Genomic DNA, 19,752 nt, shown 5'->3' with positions numbered 1-19,752 from the left:
TGACTTATGGGAGTGATGCCAGTGTTATTTACTTTAAAGAAACGCTCACTTATTTCTGGTTTATGTTTATTCGCCTTATCTAACGCTAGCCATAGTGGACGACCAATGGTTGTTGACGATGCGGCTCTTGTTTCTCCAAAAACCTGCCAACTTGAAACTTGGATGCAGCATAATTCTGACAGCAAAGAATATTGGGCGATGCCAGCTTGTAATTTTGGTGGAAATTTTGAATTGGCTGTAGGTGTGGGAAGAGTAAACGATGATACTGAGCACGTCAGTTATGCAACGTTTCAAGGTAAAACCTTATTAAAACCCTTAGAGACTAATGATTGGGGAATCGGTTTTTCTTTTGGAACTCAAATCAATACTAAAGATTCTTCAAAAAAAGATTGGACGGTTAATGTTCCATTAAGTGTTTCTATTTTGGATGATAAATTTTTAATCCATACCAATATTGGCTGGTTACGTGAAAATACTACCCATAAAAACCAGACCACATGGGGGATTGGTACCGAAACACAACTTGCCAATCCATTAACGCTAACTACCGAAGTATATGGTAATGACCGAAATAACGCCTTTTATCAAGCAGGTTTTAAATACATGATCTATAAGGATCTTGTGCAATTAAATGCAAGTTATGGCAATCAAATGTCTCATCACGATAATGCTTTTTTCTCTGTCGGATTTGTATTTCTAACAAAGCCATTTTTGCCTTAATAACTTAGAAATATCTCAAAGTTCCCTTTAAAAAAGTACTCTTTTGAATATAAAAGAGCATAAATAAAATAAGTGTATATTTCATACAAGGAAAATTTCTCTCTCTTCTTTTGATTTCATCTAAAACATAAAGTAAAGTTCGTTCACAAGATATTAAATAAAATGAATGGCTTGTTATGAATATTATAAAAGGTACTAATTTTTGGAGATTACTTTCTATCATATTAGGTTTTATTATTTTTCTAGGATTGTATTATTTTTTTATTGTATATCCTAAGGATACAGAGCAAGCCAGAATAAGATTTTCAGAAGAGGTCATGGCTTCTTTTTTTTGGATGGACTTATCTGATGAAGTGGAAATAAACAGTATTATTTTAAAAGAAGGCCTAGAGTTAAATCCAATTAATGATGAGATATACATTAAAGATCTGAATGGATTAAGCTCATTTTATGCTTGGAATGGTGAGTCTAAAGAAATGAAAGATGTCTTAAATAAATATTCTGAGTATTCATATTTTGGTAATAAGGGCATTCGTGGGCTATGTTTAAAGCTTATGTTTGTACAACAATATAATCAAAAAATTCAGCAAGAAAATTATTCTTCACCAAGGTTATCGGCATCAAAAAATATCAATCAACGTTATCTGGAAATTATATCTCCATGGTTAGGGGACATGAAGGCTTTTGATGAGTTTTATAAAGCTAAACACATGATTCCAAATTGTAAGATATAGACATGGCTTCTAAAAATTTTCTTTCTACGCTTGCACGGAAAAGTAAGGAGAACAAAGGAAATATAGTCTTATGCTCTATTCTTTTTATTATTCCTTTATTTGTATTTCCTGCTTATCCAAAAAATGAATGGCAGTACGAGCTATATCAATACATCACACAAACTATGCATGTGACTGTTGGTACGAAAGGGCCATTACCGTTTTTTACGATTCTTTATAGCATTTATATAACCATAGTCATGTTCTTTTTAGGCTGTGCAGTATGCTATTTTTTTATTAAAGAACACGGGATTAACAAAGCTTATCAAGAAGAAATTTATAAATTCTTTTTTAAAGCCGAGTTTGAATCTTCAAAAAAATACCCTTGGTTAGAAAAGCCTCTAATTAAAAAGACTTTAGTCTCAAGTACATTTGCTATATGTTTGATTATCGGAATTTTTCATTTTATTGATGATGATATTTCTCAGCACAGACCTAGACGTAAAGGTGGACTTATAGCATTTAGTTATAATTACAGAGTGGGGGTGATGTTCTGGGAAATAGCAGTCAGCTTATTTAGTATTTTCCCGATTTTTTATTTTGGGCTTTTATTCTTATATATCATTAATTATTTTTTCCGCGGGTTAGGTACAGGTAAGGTGGCTATTCCTTTAGAAGTGCCAAGCGAAAAACAAAAGCGAAGTAGGAAGGTCTGATATTTTTATCTATCAATAAATGTGACAGAATCTAACTTTTTACAACCTGTAAATGCGACTATCCTAATTGGACTTGAACACAACATCTTAAAGTGTTCCTCTTTTAATTAGATTTTTAGGTATTTAAAAAATGAATAAAATGCATGTAACTGTAGCAATCATTATTGGTTTAATTGTTGGCGGTGTAATAGGCGCTCTAGGTTACTCTAAAACAGCTGCACGTTATGACGCAATGACCACAGCATGTGTCATGGTAAATCAAGCGGTTGAACATGGCATTTTAAAACCAGAACAAGTGAAAGAACTTGGTGAGCTCACAGGCCAAAGCCTTAAACAAAATTATGAGTCAGTTGCATCCAAATTTAAATTCTCTGAAAAGCAATTAGGCAACGCATCTGAAGGATCTCATTGTAGTCAGTTTATTGTTGGGGTAAATGCTGCAAAATAAGCTAGAGTAAGCCCACTGTTTGTGGGCTTTTTTATGAAGCCTATTTAAACAGCTACACGATCAACTGAACATATTGTCTACAGACTGCTATAATAATGATCATCACAAAATCTAACTTAAGCTTGCTCTAAAGGCAGGTTTTTGTATGTGTAAACAGATCTGCTAGGAAATATGAAACGTTATTTAAAACCAACTCAATCAACAACTTCCACTTGGACCACAGAGCAAGATTGCTTCTTGATCGAAAATAACTTTCTTTCAATTCAGCAACTCATCGAACAATTACCTTTTTCTGAAGAAGAGATACGAGTGCGTCGTGCTGTTTTAGGGTTAGTTCGACGGGATAAGCAAATGAAAACATATTAATTTTACCAAACGATAAAAAATAATATGAAAGTAAATATTTCTAATTATCTCTATTCAACCATTCATTTTGCGGATGAGTTATCAAAACCATAAAATTTTTAGGTGTTTTTATGGTGCAATTTACATAAAGTTTGTATTACTTACAAACCGCTCTGATAAGTATACCTTTTATTACATTACTTTAAGCATAATTAAAGTTAGAAAACATTCATAGATCAGCACTTTATAACAATAGTACGGAGATAGAGGTTAATGCCAAAGTATTTAGCTGTAGCCGAAAAGGTTTATAAAAATATTAAAAAAGATAGCTTATTCACTGATGACATTACTCAGAACCTTAACTGTTTAATTAGTCAGATTCGAAAAGCTATCAAAGGAACGGAGTTTAAACTCAAATACAACTATATAGACTTTGAAGAAAACTTAACGAAACCGTTAAGTGAATGCAAGGTCCAGATTGATTTGAGTGTTATGCCGAAGTTCGTAAATGAAGGTGAGTATCTTCTTTGGTTAGCTGGTTTTATCGAGCGAATCACAGAAGGGGGAAAACCTAAATTACCGCCAATTTCACACTTTTTACCACCAGGTTTTAAGATGTCGAAAGATGCATTTCCTGTGACTGTTGCTCCTGTAAAAGAAGAGCATGCAGATATGATTATCAATTATTTTAAATCTGAGGATTTTATTAAAACTAATAAAACTCCTTCATAAAAGAATATAGAAGTGAACGTCCACCTTGCTTCTATATACTGCTGGTTTTAAAGTTCAGCGACCGCCTTCTGGGGCGGTTTTTTTTATTCCGAAATAAAGTCTGAATTAACTTTTCTTTTTTGAGTAAAAGTATATTTTCGAGAATATTAAATGTATATAAATATAGTCAAGATTGACTAATTTTTATAGATAACAATATGTTAGCTTTATTTTTTCATAAAGAAAAATATACGCTTTTCACATAAGCCATGTGTCTATTAACGCAATTAAACATTTAGCTGTTCATAATCTTTAAAAAAAGAGAGCATGAACGATATGAATGAAAATGCAGAGCTTATAAAATATATAGACGTTGCTGAAAATGTCTATGAACGTGTCTATGAGAACAATCAAGTTTCAAATGATTTGATTGTTAACCTGAACCGCATTATGGCGGAAATCAAAAAACAGGCCGAAGAAAAAGACCTGAGGTTGAAATATAAATCAATCGATTTTGAATATTGTTTGAGTTTACCTTTGGCAGATCGAGATATAAAAATTGACCTCAGTTTGATTCCTCACTTTGAACACCGTGATGAATGCATTTTATGGCTGACTAACTTTATTGGAAAAATAAGTGTGCCTAAAAAGATGACGAAGCAGAAATTGAGTTTTCACTAAAATTTAGCTTTTAAAGAGATATATGAATCATCACTAAAAGATTAACAACACCTACGTTTAAACAGTTATGCTTTATTGCAGATCGACATTTCATAATTAGAAAATGACATAGAGCACTCAAAATGAAAAAGCTTGCAATAACCTTTGCTGTTTTGGTTCAACTATCGACCTATGGCTTAGCCAATGATTCTACGGGTTACGTAGGTACAGGTGGGATTCAATATCTCAAAAATTCGCAGATTGCTATGCAAAGCGAAGACCTATTCATTAGTAAAAAACGAATTAAAGTCGATTATGTCTATAAAAACCTAAGCAATAAAGACGTCACTGAAACGATTTTATTTCCGCTACCACGCATTGATAATTTCTTTGAGTCTGACTTTGCTCACACCGAAGAACTTTTAAAAAGTTTTAAGATTGTGGTGGATGGTAAAAATATTAAACCAGAAATGCACGTGCGAACGTTTATTCAAAAAGATGAGAAATCACCTCTGATTGATGCAACAGATGAGTTTAAGCAGTGTAGTTTTAGTGAAAAAGAGATGTTAAACCCGTGGCTACGTAATAACTATGATTATGAATATTATGTAGATAAGCTAAAACAATGTAATAAGCCACAAATACAGAAAATTTTAGCTAGTTTTAAAAAAGATGATGTAATTCCATGGTCATCTCAAGTGATCTATAGTTGGAAGCAGACCTTTAAAGCCAATAGTTTGACTAAAATTCAGCATGAATATAAACCTTTGGTGGGTGGTTCAGTTGCTCTCTATCCAGATGAATATAATCAGCAATTTTGTATGGATAAACAATTTAAGCAGGGCTTAAAAAAAGCCAGTTCGGAAAATTCGCCGTTTAGCGCGCTGGGCTATATTTTGACGACGGGTGCAAATTGGGCAAAGCCGATTGAAAACTTTAAATTAACCATTGAGCGCGATAAAGACGAACTGGTTTCATTTTGTTGGGATGGTCCAGTCAAAAAGATTAGCCCGACTCAATTTCAAATGACTAAAACCAAGTTTGTACCAAAAAAAGACCTAGATATTATTTTTGTCAAAATTAGATAAGCGCATACAAACTCTAAACTGTATAAAATTGCATCACTCTTGATTGTGTGACATAACTTAATGATGGCACATAATAACAAGAGGATGCCGCAATGTTGCTTAAGGGAAAAGTGGCTGTCATTTTTGGAGGCAGTGGAGCAATTGGCACTGCAATTGCGAAGGTTTTTATTCGTGAAGGTGCTCGTGTCTATTTGTGTGCAAGAGCTTTCAATAAACTTCAAAATATTGCGACACAACTACATCAACTTGGGGGCGTGGTTCATACGGTCAACGTTGATGTGCTAGATAGCCAAGCAACCAGTGAAGCAGTTGCTCAAATTGCCCAAGCGACGAATGGCTTAGATATCGTCATTAATTCCACCAGTTTTATACATAATCAAGGCAAAGAAATTTTGGAATTAAACCTTGATGAGTTTGTCGGGGGAATAAATCCATTTCTAACGGCGCAGTTTAATATTACTAAGGCCGTGGTTCCTTATATGGGCGGCGATCGTGGCGGAACAATGATTTCAATTGTGGCACCTTCAGCTCGGATGGCGATACCGGGTCATTTAGGCCATATTGTGGGCTGTGCTGGAGTCGAAGCTTTTATTAAAGCACTTGCTAGTGAGCTAGGGCCTAAGAATATACGAGTACTGGGTGTTCGCTCACATGCAATTGTTGATGCTGTTCAAGCCGGTTCCTACACGCGAGAACTATTTGAGTCAAAAGCACAGGCAATGGGGCTCAGCATAGGACAATGGCTAGAGGGTGCGGCTCAGGGCACTATGCTAAAACGGCTACCGACACTTTCTCAGGTTGCAGAAACTGTCGCTTTTCTAGCATCGGAACATGCGAACTCAATGACGGCAACTGTTGTAAATATGACCTCGGGCGCAATAGTTGATTAGCACAATTTATTTTTAATCCAATAATCTAAACTAACATAACGGCCACCTCCAAGCACAAGCAGAGCAAGCAGCATAACCGTGTAGGTCGCGGCAAATTCAATTCCATTATTTAAAACAACAAACGAACCGCTCGACGTAAGCCAGTCATAGTTGCCATAGTTTTGCAAGATCTCTCGGGCTTTTTCTAACTTTTCAGCCGAGGCTAATACTTGCATGTTGGCGAAAGGTGCATTCGGATCAGCAATTGCTTGCCAGCCATTTGGCAGATGTACCGTAAATATAGCGACCAGCATAGTAATAATAAGGGGAATACTAATTAAACGGGTAAACAGACCAAATGTTAAGAGTATGGCGCCTGCTAGTTCAGTTGATGTTGCAAGGACGGCCATTAAATAGGGGAAAGGAAGTCCTAAACCTCCATCTGAATTGCCAAACCATTCTACAATATCACTGAAATGCATCAATTTATTTGTGCCTGCCATCCAGAATATTGGAACGAGATACAATCGAATAGCCAGTGCCGCAATGCCATCAATATGTTGTAGAGACTTACCGAGATTTTGATAATATTTAGATAAGCCATAAATAAAGTTCTTCATGATAATTTCACACCCAATACGATTGAATAGTAATTAGTCGGATGAAAACTGTATTTCTTACATAAAAAAATTTTATTTACGGTGTAATAAAAAAGGATTTGGTCCGTCTAACTTTATGTACATGTGTACAAACCGAGAAATTATCTTTAAAGGAATACAAAAATGAACAAACTCAACTCAATGACCTCAGTGGCAGCATTATTAGCACTTTCTGTGGTAGGCGCTACACAAGTGACTGTGGCAGCAACTAATACAACAACTGAAATGCATGCAACCAAAGCAGCAGATGGTAAATGTGGCGAAGCAAAATGCGGCGCTAACAAAATGAAAAAACATGAAAAATCTGCTGAAGCAAAATGTGGAGCAGATAAAAAAGCAGCAGATGGTAAATGTGGAGCAACCAAAAAAGCAGCAGATGGCAAGTGTGGTGCAGATAAAAAAGTCGCTGATGGTAAGTGTGGCGCTAAGTAAACAATCTAATCATGGATGATGTCGGCCTTCTAGTAAGTGTCGGCATCATTTCCAAAAGGAGAAATCACCATGATGGAGCTGTCAGGTGTAGGACTTGGTTTAAGGCGTGATTTTATAGATTCGTTTCTAGCTGCAAAAACATATCCAGACTTTATTGAAGTTGCCCCAGAAAATTGGCTTGGTTTTGGTGGACGACATGCAAAATTACTCGAACAGTGTGCTGAAAAAGCGCCCTTAATTTGTCACGGCTTGTCATTATCTATTGGAGGACCGCATCCACTTAATCTCGAATTTATCGGCAAAATAAAAAGCTTTTTAGAACAATACGAAGTACCAATTTATTCTGAACATTTAAGTTATACAAATGATGGGGGCTATTTATATGATTTGTTGCCAATACCCATGACGAAAGCCGCGGTTAAATATGTCGCTGAACGTATTTTACGTGTGCAAGATATTTTAGGGAAAAGATTAGTTATAGAGAATGTTTCTACGTATTTAATGCCAAATGCCGAAATGAGTGAAGCTGAGTTCATTCGTGAAGTGCTTCAATTTGCAGACTGTGATTTGCTTCTGGATGTAAATAATGTCTACGTCAATAGTATTAATCATGGTAGTGATGCATTTGGATTTATTCGGGACATGCCAAAAGAACGAATCCGTTATTTACATATTGCCGGACATGAACAAGTTCAGAAAAATTTGTTAATTGATACACATGGGGCAGAGGTTTGTGACCGCGTGTGGGAACTACTGAGATATACCTATCAAGTCTGTGGTGTGAAACCAACTTTGCTTGAGCGTGACTTTAATATTCCGTCATGGCAAGAATTAGAAGAGGAACTCGCTAAAATTAAACTCATTCAACAACAGGAGAGTGGCTATGAACGGAAATCAAACACCCTTCCAAACCCTGCAACAACAGTTTTGTGAATGGATTAGAGATCCTGATTTGGAAATCCCTCAAGAGCTTCCTGTCGAAAGAATGCAAATTTATCGGGATTTACTTTTTAATAATGTCAGTTCATTTATTGACTTAGTTTATCCTGTAGCTCGCGCGATGTTACCAGAGTTAAAGTGGCAACAAGTACTCTCGGAGTTTTTTCAAAAAGCTAAGTGTCGTTCACCTTTGTATAATGATATTTCTCTTGAGTTTAGAGAATATTTGACAGATCAGCGGCACCCAATATTGCAAGAATACCCTTGGTTGGCTGAGTTATTGCAATTTGAATGGCTTGAATTGTATTTAGATACTGTTGAAATTGAAGATGTCGTTTTGCATGAAAATTACGCTTGGCAATTAAGCACTAAAGTATGGGTATTGGTTTATCAATATCCTGTTTATATGTGGACGACTTTAACTACACAAGAACAAGTTGAAATTATGCCAGGTGCAATCATGGTCTGGCGCGATGATCAGGATAGAGTATGTATTGAACAACTTTCTCCATTGTTTGCTATGCTAATTGAACAGTTAACTCAAAATATAATGTTAACTGAGCATGATATTTATATACTCATTCAATCTATATTGACTGACTTGTCTGAGCCTGAAATTTATCTGCAAATTCAAGAACTAAAAAATCTATTAAGTCGATTACGATTAATTCAAACCCCCCATAGTTTTAAAGAGGTACAGAGATGACTTCAGCCGCGGCATCACCTCATGACGACCTAGGGGATCAACTGCATAATCCAGTATTTTTACAAGACTTAAGACAGCAAATGATTAAATTTGCTTTTTTACAGTTATCGTCGCTTCCGCAAGCTGAGGATGTCGTGCAAGAGGCGTTAACGAGCGCTTTTCAAAATTTAGATTCATTTAAAGGGCGGGCTGCGTTCAAAACATGGGTATTCGCGATTTTAAAAAATAAAATTATTGATGTAGTTCGACAAAAGTCACGTTTGGTTGCAATGTCTGAATTATTTAAAGATGAGGAAAGCGAGCTCAGTGTCGACGAGTTATTCGATGCGTCAGGACACTGGCACAAATATGAAGCACCTCACACATGGCAAAGTCCCGAAGAAATGATAGAGCAGTCAGATTTCTGGATAATTTTTGAAGCCTGTTTAGATCATTTGCCAGCCAAATATGCTCAAGTTTTTATGATGAGAGAAGTGATTGAACTCAGTTCTAATGAAATCTGTAATAAGCTGGAAATTTCTATCTCAAATTTTAATGTATTGATGTATAGAAGCCGCACCCGATTACGCGAATGCTTAGAAAATAAATGGTTATTGAAGGAGGATTGTTCATGTTGACATGCCGACAAGCCACTCAACTATTGTCTGAAAAGCAAGATAGACCGCTGTTTTTACGTGAGCAAAGTAGTTTGCAATTGCATTTGTTGGCGTGTCGATCATGCCGCCGTTATGCAAAACAAATCAAAACAATTAGTCAGCTTTCTAAAGTATTTAAAAATTTGGATGACTAACTTTAGTTAAAAATTTATTTATTGCTGGCCTTAACGTGTTAAAAGCTTACATACTATAAAAGTGAAGGAATTTTTAAGACAGGATGAAACGTGAATTTAAAGAATCTTGAAGCATTTTATTGGGTTGTGACTTTAAATAGCTTCAATAAGGCCGCAACTAAATTGCAAACCACGCAGCCTGCGGTCTCTCAAAAAATCACATCTCTTGAAAATGAATTAGGTTTTAAAGTTTTAGACCGAAGTTTGCGAAAATTTAAATTGACCCATAAAGGTATAACACTATTTAAATATGCTGAAAAGTTTATGCGCCTAGAAACAGATCTAGTGGCTGAATTGACCGAAAATCAGCACCTGACAGGTACCATTCGTTTGGGAGTTTCCGAAACAATCGTTTATACGTGGTTAGTTGAATATATCGAAAAGGTTCAACAAGAGTTCCCAAAAATTTCAGTCGAAATTGTGGTAGACCTGACGCCTAACTTACAAGAAGGTGTTCGCACAGGGGATTTAGACATGGCCTTTTTACTTGGGCCAACTTTAGCTTTTGAATGTATTGAACAGACTTTATGTGACTTTGAACTAAGTTTCTTGGCTTCACCGTCATTTAAAGGCGGAGTTGCTCAAATGTCTTTTAAAACTTTAATGTCACATACTATTTTAACTTACCCCAAAATTACCTATCCCTATAAAGAATTAAAAGCCAGAATGAAAGAACAAGGAATAGATGAACCACTCTCAATTACTAGTTATTCATTAGCGACTTTATTGCGTTTAGCCGAGCAGGGCTTAGGCATTGCTGTTGTGCCGACTTTAACCGCTTTAAAAGAAATTACTGATGGCCGATTAGAAATATTAAACACACCCATTCAGTTAAAGACGTTTCATTTCACTTCAATCTATATTCAAGGAAATGATGTTGCTTTGAAAGAAAAACTAACCGAAGTTGCCGTTAGGGTGTCGGAAAGTGCCATGAAAAGACTCAATGAACAAATTAAAAACTAGGCTGTTTTTGAATATCTTAAGTCACTATTTTTCTTGTTTTAAGAAGCTGTTTTTTATGTGAAATCATAAAAGCAGCTTATCTACATCGATAAGTAAAATTTATCCTTGTTTATAAGTGATTTAAAAATAAATAAAAATCAAAAACTTATAATTTTAACTTTATGTAAAAAGTCTTATTGTTCGTAGGGATTAGCTATGTTTTTATCGTAAATACAAGATTTGATCACCGATTGTGTTGATTGGGGAACAGGGAATCTTTGTCATTTTAAAGGATTAAAGAATATTGTTTGGGAAAAATAATGTTCTTGGTTCAACCTGAAAATAGCGTTGTTAAGCTCAAATGGATGAGGAACGCATTAATATGTCTTTACTGAAATCTTCTTTTTTATCAGATCGCCAATGGGCCATTGTAGCCTCAATATTTATGATGGCGACCTCTGCAATGGGGCCAGGATTTTTAACCCAAACCGCTGTATTTACAGTCAAGTTAGGTGCAGCATTCGGTTTCGCAATTTTAGTTTCCATTCTGATTGATTATGTAGTTCAACAAAATATTTGGCGAGTGGTCACACTCACTCAAATGCGTGCATCAGACATTGCCAATAAAGCATTACCAGGTAGTGGGTATTTACTGGCGTTTCTGGTGATTTTGGGCGGTTTTTTCTTTAGTGTTGGTAACATTGCAGGTGCAGCTTTAGGTTTAAATGCACTTTTTGGCCTAGACACAAAGTGGGGCGGTATTTTAAGTGGTGCGTTAGCCATTTTGATTTTTGCATCAAGAAAAGCAACGCTTGCTATGGATAAAAGCATGATCGTGTTGGGATTGCTTAAAATCCTGCTGATTATTATTGTTGCTGTCATTGTAATGCCTCCTGTAGGTCAAGCTGTACATCAAACTTTTGCTCCAGATCAGATCGACTTTGCCATTATTACCACCATTGTCGGCGGTACAGTTGGTGGCTATATCTGCTATGCAGGTGCCCATCGTTTACTCGATAAAGGTGCTGTTGGCCCTGAAAATATTGATGAAGTTGCTAAAGCTGCGACCAAGGGCATTATTGTTGTCGGCATCATGCGCTATGTATTATTTTTAGCGTTTTTAGGTGTTGTGGTAAGCGGTGCAACGATTGATTTAGCCAGCCATGACGCCAATCCGGCAGCTCAAGCATTTCAATATGCAGCGGGTACATTTGGTTTTAAATTATTCGGTTTAATTTTCTGGGCAGCAGGTATTAGTAGCACCATTGGCGCAGCATATACTTCAGTGTCATTCTTTACTGCGTTTAAAAAGAACTTAACACCAAAACAAACCAACTATACGACCATTACCTTTATCGCATTGGCCTTATTGCTCTATGTGTTATTGGGTGCAACTCCAGCAGGTCTACTCATTTTTGTGGGTGGTTTTAACGGTTTGGTGTTGCCAATTGGTCTTACAATTTTTGTGTATGTTGCTGCATGCCGTAAAGATTTAATGGGTAATTATAACTATCCAAAATGGTTGCTTATTTTGGGTGGGTTAACATGTCTGTTGACATGGTGGATGGGCTATATGTCGTTTACGACAGTGTTTAACTATTTGACCAAACTTTAAGCCAGACTTTGTTAAGTGATAAAGGAATAATGCCATGTTTGTAGATTTAAATAGTGATTTGGGTGAAAGCTTTGGCTCATGGAAAATGGGTAATGATGATCAGATTTTACCTGTCGTGACCAGTGCCAATATTGCTTGTGGCTTCCATGCTGGCGACCCACTCGGCATTTTAAAAACGGTTCGTAAAGCAGTTGAGCTTGGTGTGACCGTTGGTGCTCACGTGTCTTACCCAGACCTTGTTGGTTTTGGCCGCCGTAATATGGATTTGTCGCGTGATGAACTGATTGCCGATGTGCTTTACCAAATTTCTGCACTCGATGGCTTGGCTAAAGTGGCAGGCTCAAAAGTGCAATATGTTAAACCGCATGGCGCACTTTATAACACCATTGCACATGACCAAGCTCAGGCAGCAGCAGTAATTGACGCAATTAAAATGTATAACCCTGAACTGGTTTTGGTTGCTTTGGCTGGGTCAAACTTAGTCGAGCAGGCACGTGCGGCTGGTTTAAAAGTTGTGTCTGAAGCATTTGCAGACCGCGCTTATAACAGCGATGGTTCATTGGTGTCTAGGCGTCTAGAAGGTGCGGTTTTACACGACTCGGCATTTGTTGCGAGCCGTGTGGTTTCAATGCTTAAAAATGGTGGGGTTGAGTCAATTGACGGTGTATTTACCCCAATTCAGGCCGACACCATTTGCTTACATGGCGACACCGACGGTGCGCTAGAGATGTCAGCAGCCATTAAAGCCGAGCTTGTAAAAAACAATATTGAAATTCGCCCATTTGTAAACAATGCATAAGGATGAGCACAATGTATAAGGATATTAAAGTCGACCCAGCTCAGCTTGAAGCCGCTTTAGATGCGCGTTTAAAAATCCGTGCTGGCTTTGATAAACCGACAGCAGGCATGGCTGCGGGCATGACGCAGGTCAACATGATTTCGGTGCCAAAAGAGTGGGCATATGACTTTTTACTCTATGCGCACCGTAACCCGCAAAGCTGCCCAGTGCTTGATGTGCTCGAAGAAGGCATCTATGCAACTAAGCTTGCGGCAGACTCAGACATTCGAACTGACTTCCCGCGCTATCGCATTTGGAAAGATGGAGAAATGGTCGATGAAGTGACCGATGCGAGCGAGATTTACAACGCCCATCCTGATTTGGTGACTTTCTTAATTGGCTGTAGTTTTTCGTTTGAAACAGCTTTGCAAGAAGCGGGTATTGAAGTTCGCCATATTCATGACGACACCAATGTACCGATGTATTTAAGCAATATTCAGTGTCAATCGGCAGGGCGTATTTCAGGAAACATGGTGGTTTCTATGCGACCAATTCCATCGCATCAAATTAGTGAAGCGGTAAAAATTACTTCACGTATGCCAAGCGTGCATGGCGCACCTGTACATATTGGTCACCCTGAAAGCTTAGGAATTTTAGATGTAAACAAGCCTGACTTTGGTGATGCTTCTCGTATTGAGGCGGGTGAAATTCCAGTGTTTTGGGCATGTGGGGTAACACCGCAAGCAGCTGTTATGAACTCGAAAATTCCTTTTGCGATTAGTCATGCACCAGGGCATATGTTTATTACCGACATTCCTGACCGCGCTTGGATTGGCTAATTGGACTAAAGAAGAATTAAAAAGGATAAGCAAATGCGTTTTTTATCGGTAAACGCCGATTGTTTTCTGATTGAGCTTGCGAGCCTTGAAGAAACTTTGGCGTTGTACAATAAATTGCAAAATACGCAATTGAATGGAATTAAAGACTTAGTCCCCGCTGCAAAAACAATTTTGGTTTTTTTTAACGAGATCGAAACCAACTTTAAAACGCTGGTTGCTTCAATTCAGAGCCTTAAAGTTGATTCTGGATTTGAGCGTAGCGGCCAAGAAGTGATTGTGCCGATTCGTTACGACGGTGAAGACCTTGCTCAGGTTGCCGAGTTACAAGGGCTGTCTGTTACCGATGTGATTAGAAAACATCACCAAAGCGTGTGGAATGTCGCTTTTATTGGTTTTGCGCCGGGCTTTGCTTATATGAGCAGTCCCGATAAGCCTTTTACCGATATTCCACGCTTAACAGTTCCGCGTAAAAAAATACCGTCAGGCTCTTTGGGTTTGGCTGGAAAATACTCTGGTATTTATCCAAAAGACAGTCCGGGCGGCTGGCAGCTGATTGGTACAACATCAGAAAAAATGTGGGATTTAGAGCGTAAAAATCCAGCACTACTTTTACCGGGCATGACCGTGCATTTTGAGGATGTCACGCATCAGCCTACAACCGTAAATGTACCGCAGCAAATCACGCGTACGGTTGAGCCTAAACAATCGGTGCCACTGTTTACGATCACTGCGCCAAGTTTACAGATTCTTATTCAAGACGAAGGACGCTTAAATCAGACCAATATTGGGGTTGGCGTGGCTGGTGCAATGGATTTATCTGCCATGCATAGTGCTAACCGTATTGTAGGTAACCCAACCGATACACCTGTTATTGAAGTTTTAAATGGTGGCTTAAAAGCCAAAATGCAGCATGCGGGCATTATTACGGTGGCTGGGGCTATTTCAAACATTCGTGTGAAATTTGCCGACGGACAAACCGCAGACTTTGCAAGCTATCAGCCGATTGATTTGGATGAAGGTGATGAATTTCAAATTCAGCCACCAACAGCAGGCTTAAGAAACTATCTAGCAGTTCGCGGTGGTATAGATATTGAACCAGTACTCAATAGCGCTTCGTTTGACAGTTTGGCAGTGTTAGGGCCAGAACCTTTAAAACTCGGAGATACCATTTACCAAGGACAGGTAAAGGCAGCCAATATTAGCGTAAATGAAGTGGGTAAGTTCGATTTGCCACAAGCTGGCGAAGTCGTTGAGCTAGATATTGTGATGGGGCCGCGTACAGACTGGTTTAAACGAGAAAGTATTGAGCTGCTCTGTCAGCAAGAATGGCTTGTAACCAATGAAAGCAACCGAGTTGGGCTAAGACTTTCAGGTGCACAGTCTTTGACTCGCAAAATTACCTACGAGTTGGAAAGTGAAGGTACATGCATTGGTGCTTTGCAGATTCCACCGAGCGGGCAGCCCGTTTTGTTTATGAATGATCACCCTTTAACGGGCGGATATCCGGTCATTGGCTCTGTTGCTAAACACCATTGGGACTTGGTGGCACAGATTCCAGCAGGTTGCCGTATCAAATTTAAAAAAATTGCCGAATTTACAGATTTTGAGAATGAATGATGAATACAGAAAAATTATTGATTGCTAACCGTGGTGAAATTGCCGTTCGTATTATTCATGCTTGCCGTGACATGGGAATTGCTTCGGTCGCGTTATATGCAGATGATGACTTTGGCAGCATGCACGTCGAACTTGCAGACGAAGCATGGGGCCTAGCTGGTGCTACTGCCAGTGAAACCTATTTAAATATTCCAGCCATTATCGAAGTTGCAAAAAAATCGAAAGCGACCATGGTACATCCAGGCTATGGCTTTTTATCTGAACGTGCCGAGTTTGCTCAAGCCGTGATTGATGCAGGCTTAAAATGGGTAGGGCCATCACCAAGTTCGATTGAAAAACTGGGTGATAAAATCGAAGCCCGTAAAATTGCTGCTTCTGTCGGTGCGCCATTGGTTCAGGGTACGCAAGACCCACTCAATAATGGTGATGAAGCTTTAGAGTTTGCCAAACAATTTGGTTTGCCGATTGCCATTAAAGCCGCATTTGGTGGCGGTGGCCGTGGCTTAAAAGTCGCGTGGAAACTCGAAGAAGTGAAAGAGCTTTATGAGTCGGCAGTACGAGAGGCGAAAGCTGCTTTTGGCCGTGGTGAATGTTTTGTCGAGCAATATTTAGATAAACCGCGTCATGTAGAAGCACAAGTGATTGCCGATCAGCACGGCAACATTGTGGTACTAGGTACACGTGATTGTTCATTGCAACGCCGTAACCAAAAGTTAGTCGAAGAAGCGCCAGCGCCATTTATTTGCGACGAGATTTACCAGCAAATTTTAACCTCGGCAAAAAACATTTGTCAGGCTGCAAACTATGTGGGTGCGGGAACAGTCGAATATTTACTGAGTCGTGACGGCAAACTTTCATTCTTAGAAGTGAACACCCGTTTGCAAGTTGAGCACCCAGTGACCGAAGAAACCTCAAAAGTCGATTTAGTGGTTGAGCAAATTCGCGTGGCTCAAGGTGAAGTGCTTTCTATTAAAGAAACACCAAAGGCACAAGGCCATGCCATTGAGTTTCGTATTAATGCCGAAGACCCAGCACGTGGTTTTATTCCTGCATTTGGTGTGTTGAGTTTATTTGAAGCGCCGTTTGGTCACGGTGTACGAGTTGATACAGGTGTTCGAACTGGCTCTTTAGTGTCTAGTCATTTTGATTCACTCATGGCAAAACTGATTGTGACTGGTCCAACTCGTGAAGTTGCAATTGCTCGAGCTAAACGTGCTTTAAAGCAATTTAAAATTGAAGGCGTTGCATCGGTTTTAGATTTTCACCGTGCGGTACTTAATGAACCTGACTTTACCGATGAGTTTAATGTACACACGCGTTGGATCGAAAATGACTTTAAACAAGAGTTAAAGCCCACTAAACGTGGTATTCCAAACCATCAACAACCGATGTTGCTGAGCTATATTGAAATTGATGGCAAGTTACACCGTTTAGGTTTACCCGCAGGCATGTTTGCACAAGGCCCAGCCACCGCAGTTCAGGCACAAACTGCCGAGCCAGAAGTGAGTGCCGAACATTTACTTGCTCCAATTAATGGTGTGATTAGCGCTTGGAAAGTCGAAAATGGTGAGCAAGTCACCGAAGGCCAAGTTGTTGCCATTATGGAAGCCATGAAAATGGAAGTGCAGGTACTAGCACATCGTAGTGGTATTATTCAAATTGGCGCAGAGAAGGGCGCGACCTGCCATGCAGAAACGGTGATTGGTAGTATTAATTAAGTTTTAAATCACTAAATTAGCCTGATAGAACATTAGTTTGATCAGGCAAATGGAATAATTATTTATTAACTTAATACATTATTTTCACAAAGCCCGTTAACCATTTTCAACTTGAAAGCTAGTACTGATTATGAGATATTTATCACAGTTAAGTGGTATCAAAATTAATCACTGTATTGAAAGCTCGCCTATGCGAGCTTTAATTTTTAGCCCAGTTTAAGCATTTCTCACTTAATGAGCTGGCTGCATAAAAATAATTGAGAATTTATCATCCATTTTAAAGGCGAATTGAAGAACGCGAATGAAAATTCTACCTTCATCTGAATATGATCAAATTCTAAAATACAGTGTCTATTGGCTCGTCATCTCGATTGTGATTGGAGTCGTAGCGGGGCTAGCCTCGACTTTAATCTTTGTCGCCTTTGATATTTCAAACAAAGTTCGAAGTCTGCATCACTGGCTCATCTACTTTTTGCCTTTTGTGGGTTTTGGCATTGGCTATCTGATTAAAAAATATGGATCGCCCATTGAACGGGGAACCCATTTACTCCTTGATGAAATTCATCAGCCCAAGTCATTCATTCCAAAACGAATGAGCCCCATCATTTTTATTACTTCAATTTTAACGCAACTGTTTGGTGGTTCGGCAGGGCGTGAGGCACCAGCAGTCCAGCTTTCAGGTGCTTTAATTGACCACTTGAGTCATATTTTAAAAATCTCGGACGATAACCGCAAAATTTGTTTAATTGCCAGTATTGGTGCTGGCTTTGCAGGGGTGTTTGGCTTGCCTCTGGCGGGTGCAATCTATGGTTTAGAAATTACCGCATTAGGTAATTTAAGATATTCAGCCATTTTTCCATGTTTTGTATCGGCTCTCATTGCTTCGACTATCCCTGAACTATTCGATATTGTTCATCCGCATATTTTTTATGTGATTAGTGAGTTTCCAGCCATTCATTTTGGCACGCTCATGAACTTGATTGCGGCAGGGTTGGTTTTTGGTCTGGTTGCACGATTCTTTATAGCTGCAATTCATTTTGCGAGTGACATCTTTTACAAATATATTCGCTATTTGCCATTAAGAACCATGGTCGGTGGTATTGTGATTATGCTACTTACGTTGTTCACTGCACATCAGCAATACAACGGTTTGGGCACAGATAAAATCATTGCATCTTTTTATGTACCGATTGAGTTTTACGACTTTTTTAATAAAACCGTTTTTACTGCCATTACTCTAGGTTCAGGCTTTAAAGGTGGCGAAATTACACCACTATTTTATGTGGGCGCGACATTAGGTAATGCTTTAGGAGCGATTTTAAACCTGCCACTTTCATTACTTGCAGGCTTAGGTTTGGTGAGCCTGTTTTCAGGGGCGAGTAAGGCACCGTTAACTTCTATTATTTTAGCCATTGAGCTATTTGGAATGAATGTTGCCACGTATGCGATTATTACTTGTTTGCTGGCAGCGTTATTTTCTGGGGATTGTGGGTTGTATCGCCGTAAAAAGCTGATGGATTGATTAAGCATTTCTAAGGAGTTGAGTGATTTCAAATTGCTTAACTCCTATTAAATCTTCTTTTTTAATAACAATAATAAAAATTGGCATATTAAATGCTTGATAAAAAATGATAAGCAAATGAAAAGAAATGAAGTTCTATTTCTTGTTGGGAACTATAATTAGAAATAGAAAATTATTTTAATATTAAAAAAGGAATAACTTAAACTGTGCCAATATTTATTCTAATACTTACATTTTTTGTGGGTTTGCTTGTTGGGCGATACACTATATTTTTAATTGAAAAGTCTTTATCTGTTTTTTTATATGTTGTTCATAAATTTTTAAATAAATACTTAGTTCTTTTACTTTCAATTGTTTTTTGCTTTCTCTTTTTCTCTATCTATTTAACAGGAGGATTGATGTTGTGGCACATTCTTAGTGGTGGAATAACAGAACTGGGTAAGCTTATATATTTATCTGGATGGGTAGTCGGAGCAATATTTTTTGGATTTCATCCAGAAGATAATAATTTTAAATAAGGGATAAGTAGTTAATGTAAAAAACAATCTTAAAGAGGGTGCTATGTCTATATTGGGTTTTGCTATTTTTTTTATATTCTTATATGGCATTGGCTATTTTGTAGTTAAAGCAGGGTGGAAGCTGCGCTATTTAGCGCCAATATGGTTTTTATTTTTTTTTATTATCATTCTATTTGTTTTAGCAATTTTATTTCCTAAAGATTGGACCAATGCGCACTTTTTTACTGTAGATGGTCCTAATCACTTAGCACTTCTTTCTTTATTAATATCTTCATCTTTAAGTTCACTTATTACGTTTATTTTAGTTTTGGTTGTGTGGGCTATTCGACATGATGTCATTTAAATTGTTTAGATTAAAAGGTCAGAAT

24 protein-coding genes are annotated in these 19,752 nt (G+C 38.0%); 23 read left to right on the top strand and 1 reads right to left on the bottom strand.

Annotation, left to right across the window (positions count from 1 at the left end):
- The first annotated feature begins 15 nt into the window (after positions 1-15).
- The 9 genes from ACS604_RS04430 to ACS604_RS04390 all read left to right on the top strand — a co-directional run bounded on the left by ACS604_RS04430 (position 16) and on the right by ACS604_RS04390 (position 6,291).
- Positions 16-720 carry a hypothetical protein gene (locus ACS604_RS04430; RefSeq protein ID WP_474770303.1) on the top strand — a complete coding sequence of 235 codons (705 nt, stop codon included), beginning with the start codon at positions 16-18 and terminating at the stop codon, positions 718-720.
- A gap of 176 nt (positions 721-896) precedes the next feature.
- Complete coding sequence (locus tag ACS604_RS04425; protein ID WP_474770301.1) at positions 897-1,454, top strand: hypothetical protein; 558 nt, start codon at positions 897-899, stop codon at positions 1,452-1,454.
- Positions 1,455-1,456: 2 nt separating this feature from the next.
- Complete coding sequence (locus tag ACS604_RS04420) at positions 1,457-2,149, top strand: hypothetical protein (protein WP_474770300.1); 693 nt, start codon at positions 1,457-1,459, stop codon at positions 2,147-2,149.
- Positions 2,150-2,279: 130 nt separating this feature from the next.
- The gene (locus ACS604_RS04415) at positions 2,280-2,597 is read left to right on the top strand and encodes a hypothetical protein (RefSeq protein ID WP_353157694.1); all 318 of its coding nucleotides are present in this window, start codon (positions 2,280-2,282) and stop codon (positions 2,595-2,597) included.
- A gap of 171 nt (positions 2,598-2,768) precedes the next feature.
- Positions 2,769-2,963, top strand: coding sequence for a hypothetical protein (locus ACS604_RS04410; protein WP_004793285.1), 195 nt, complete (start codon positions 2,769-2,771; stop codon positions 2,961-2,963).
- A gap of 252 nt (positions 2,964-3,215) precedes the next feature.
- Positions 3,216-3,674 (top strand): hypothetical protein, encoded by a 459-nt coding sequence (locus tag ACS604_RS04405; protein ID WP_238612373.1) that lies wholly within the window; start codon positions 3,216-3,218, stop codon positions 3,672-3,674.
- A 315-nt stretch (positions 3,675-3,989) separates the two neighbouring features.
- Positions 3,990-4,334 (top strand): hypothetical protein, encoded by a 345-nt coding sequence (locus ACS604_RS04400; RefSeq protein WP_174746471.1) that lies wholly within the window; start codon positions 3,990-3,992, stop codon positions 4,332-4,334.
- 122 nt (positions 4,335-4,456) lie between these two features.
- Positions 4,457-5,401 (top strand): DUF4424 family protein, encoded by a 945-nt coding sequence (locus ACS604_RS04395; RefSeq protein WP_474770298.1) that lies wholly within the window; start codon positions 4,457-4,459, stop codon positions 5,399-5,401.
- Positions 5,402-5,493: 92 nt separating this feature from the next.
- Positions 5,494-6,291 carry an SDR family NAD(P)-dependent oxidoreductase gene (locus ACS604_RS04390; RefSeq protein WP_474770296.1) on the top strand — a complete coding sequence of 266 codons (798 nt, stop codon included), beginning with the start codon at positions 5,494-5,496 and terminating at the stop codon, positions 6,289-6,291.
- Here the strand turns inward: ACS604_RS04390 and ACS604_RS04385 are convergent.
- Positions 6,288-6,890 carry an HvfX family Cu-binding RiPP maturation protein gene (locus ACS604_RS04385; RefSeq protein ID WP_174742040.1) on the bottom strand — a complete coding sequence of 201 codons (603 nt, stop codon included), beginning with the start codon at positions 6,888-6,890 and terminating at the stop codon, positions 6,288-6,290. The genes ACS604_RS04390 and ACS604_RS04385 overlap by 4 nt on opposite strands.
- 162 nt (positions 6,891-7,052) lie before the next feature.
- Between ACS604_RS04385 and ACS604_RS04380 the strand changes: the two genes are divergently transcribed.
- The 14 genes from ACS604_RS04380 to ACS604_RS04315 all read left to right on the top strand — a co-directional run bounded on the left by ACS604_RS04380 (position 7,053) and on the right by ACS604_RS04315 (position 19,727).
- Positions 7,053-7,361 (top strand): HvfA family oxazolone/thioamide-modified RiPP metallophore, encoded by a 309-nt coding sequence (locus ACS604_RS04380; protein ID WP_004793273.1) that lies wholly within the window; start codon positions 7,053-7,055, stop codon positions 7,359-7,361.
- 69 nt (positions 7,362-7,430) lie between these two features.
- A complete protein-coding gene (locus ACS604_RS04375) occupies positions 7,431-8,294 on the top strand; it encodes an HvfB family MNIO-type RiPP peptide maturase (RefSeq protein WP_151962465.1) in 864 nt (287 codons plus the stop codon).
- The gene (locus ACS604_RS04370; protein WP_474770294.1) at positions 8,245-9,006 is read left to right on the top strand and encodes an HvfC family RiPP maturation protein; all 762 of its coding nucleotides are present in this window, start codon (positions 8,245-8,247) and stop codon (positions 9,004-9,006) included. The genes ACS604_RS04375 and ACS604_RS04370 overlap by 50 nt, the downstream gene beginning before the upstream one ends.
- Complete coding sequence (locus tag ACS604_RS04365; protein WP_004793266.1) at positions 9,003-9,623, top strand: RNA polymerase factor sigma-70; 621 nt, start codon at positions 9,003-9,005, stop codon at positions 9,621-9,623. The genes ACS604_RS04370 and ACS604_RS04365 overlap by 4 nt, the downstream gene beginning before the upstream one ends.
- Entirely contained in the window at positions 9,617-9,796 is a 180-nt protein-coding gene (locus ACS604_RS04360) for a zf-HC2 domain-containing protein (protein WP_004793264.1), read from the top strand. Before ACS604_RS04365 ends, ACS604_RS04360 begins: the two co-directional genes overlap by 7 nt.
- 90 nt (positions 9,797-9,886) lie before the next feature.
- Positions 9,887-10,798, top strand: coding sequence for a LysR family transcriptional regulator MumR (gene mumR, locus ACS604_RS04355; RefSeq protein WP_004793262.1), 912 nt, complete (start codon positions 9,887-9,889; stop codon positions 10,796-10,798).
- A gap of 340 nt (positions 10,799-11,138) precedes the next feature.
- The gene (locus ACS604_RS04350; RefSeq protein WP_081399177.1) at positions 11,139-12,392 is read left to right on the top strand and encodes an NRAMP family divalent metal transporter; all 1,254 of its coding nucleotides are present in this window, start codon (positions 11,139-11,141) and stop codon (positions 12,390-12,392) included.
- A gap of 34 nt (positions 12,393-12,426) precedes the next feature.
- On the top strand, positions 12,427-13,191 hold the full coding sequence (locus ACS604_RS04345; RefSeq protein WP_353157706.1) for a LamB/YcsF family protein: 765 nt from the start codon (positions 12,427-12,429) through the stop codon (positions 13,189-13,191).
- Between the two features lie 2 nt (positions 13,192-13,193).
- Positions 13,194-14,009: a putative hydro-lyase gene (locus tag ACS604_RS04340; protein ID WP_474770292.1), complete on the top strand. Its 816-nt coding sequence runs from the start codon at positions 13,194-13,196 to the stop codon at positions 14,007-14,009.
- Positions 14,010-14,042: 33 nt separating this feature from the next.
- Entirely contained in the window at positions 14,043-15,626 is a 1,584-nt protein-coding gene (locus ACS604_RS04335; protein WP_474770290.1) for a 5-oxoprolinase subunit B/C family protein, read from the top strand.
- A complete protein-coding gene (locus ACS604_RS04330; protein WP_474770288.1) occupies positions 15,626-17,344 on the top strand; it encodes an acetyl/propionyl/methylcrotonyl-CoA carboxylase subunit alpha in 1,719 nt (572 codons plus the stop codon). Before ACS604_RS04335 ends, ACS604_RS04330 begins: the two co-directional genes overlap by 1 nt.
- A gap of 301 nt (positions 17,345-17,645) precedes the next feature.
- Complete coding sequence (locus ACS604_RS04325) at positions 17,646-18,866, top strand: chloride channel protein (protein ID WP_474770286.1); 1,221 nt, start codon at positions 17,646-17,648, stop codon at positions 18,864-18,866.
- Positions 18,867-19,072: 206 nt separating this feature from the next.
- Positions 19,073-19,384, top strand: a complete 312-nt coding sequence (locus ACS604_RS04320) for a hypothetical protein (RefSeq protein ID WP_144731022.1) — start codon at positions 19,073-19,075, stop codon at positions 19,382-19,384.
- 43 nt (positions 19,385-19,427) lie between these two features.
- The gene (locus ACS604_RS04315) at positions 19,428-19,727 is read left to right on the top strand and encodes a hypothetical protein (RefSeq protein WP_144731020.1); all 300 of its coding nucleotides are present in this window, start codon (positions 19,428-19,430) and stop codon (positions 19,725-19,727) included.
- Positions 19,728-19,752: the final 25 nt, after the last annotated feature.

The sequence above is a fragment of the Acinetobacter sp. Li1LvA2 genome (assembly GCF_056156705.1).
This window is presented reverse-complemented; position numbering and strand designations above follow the sequence as displayed.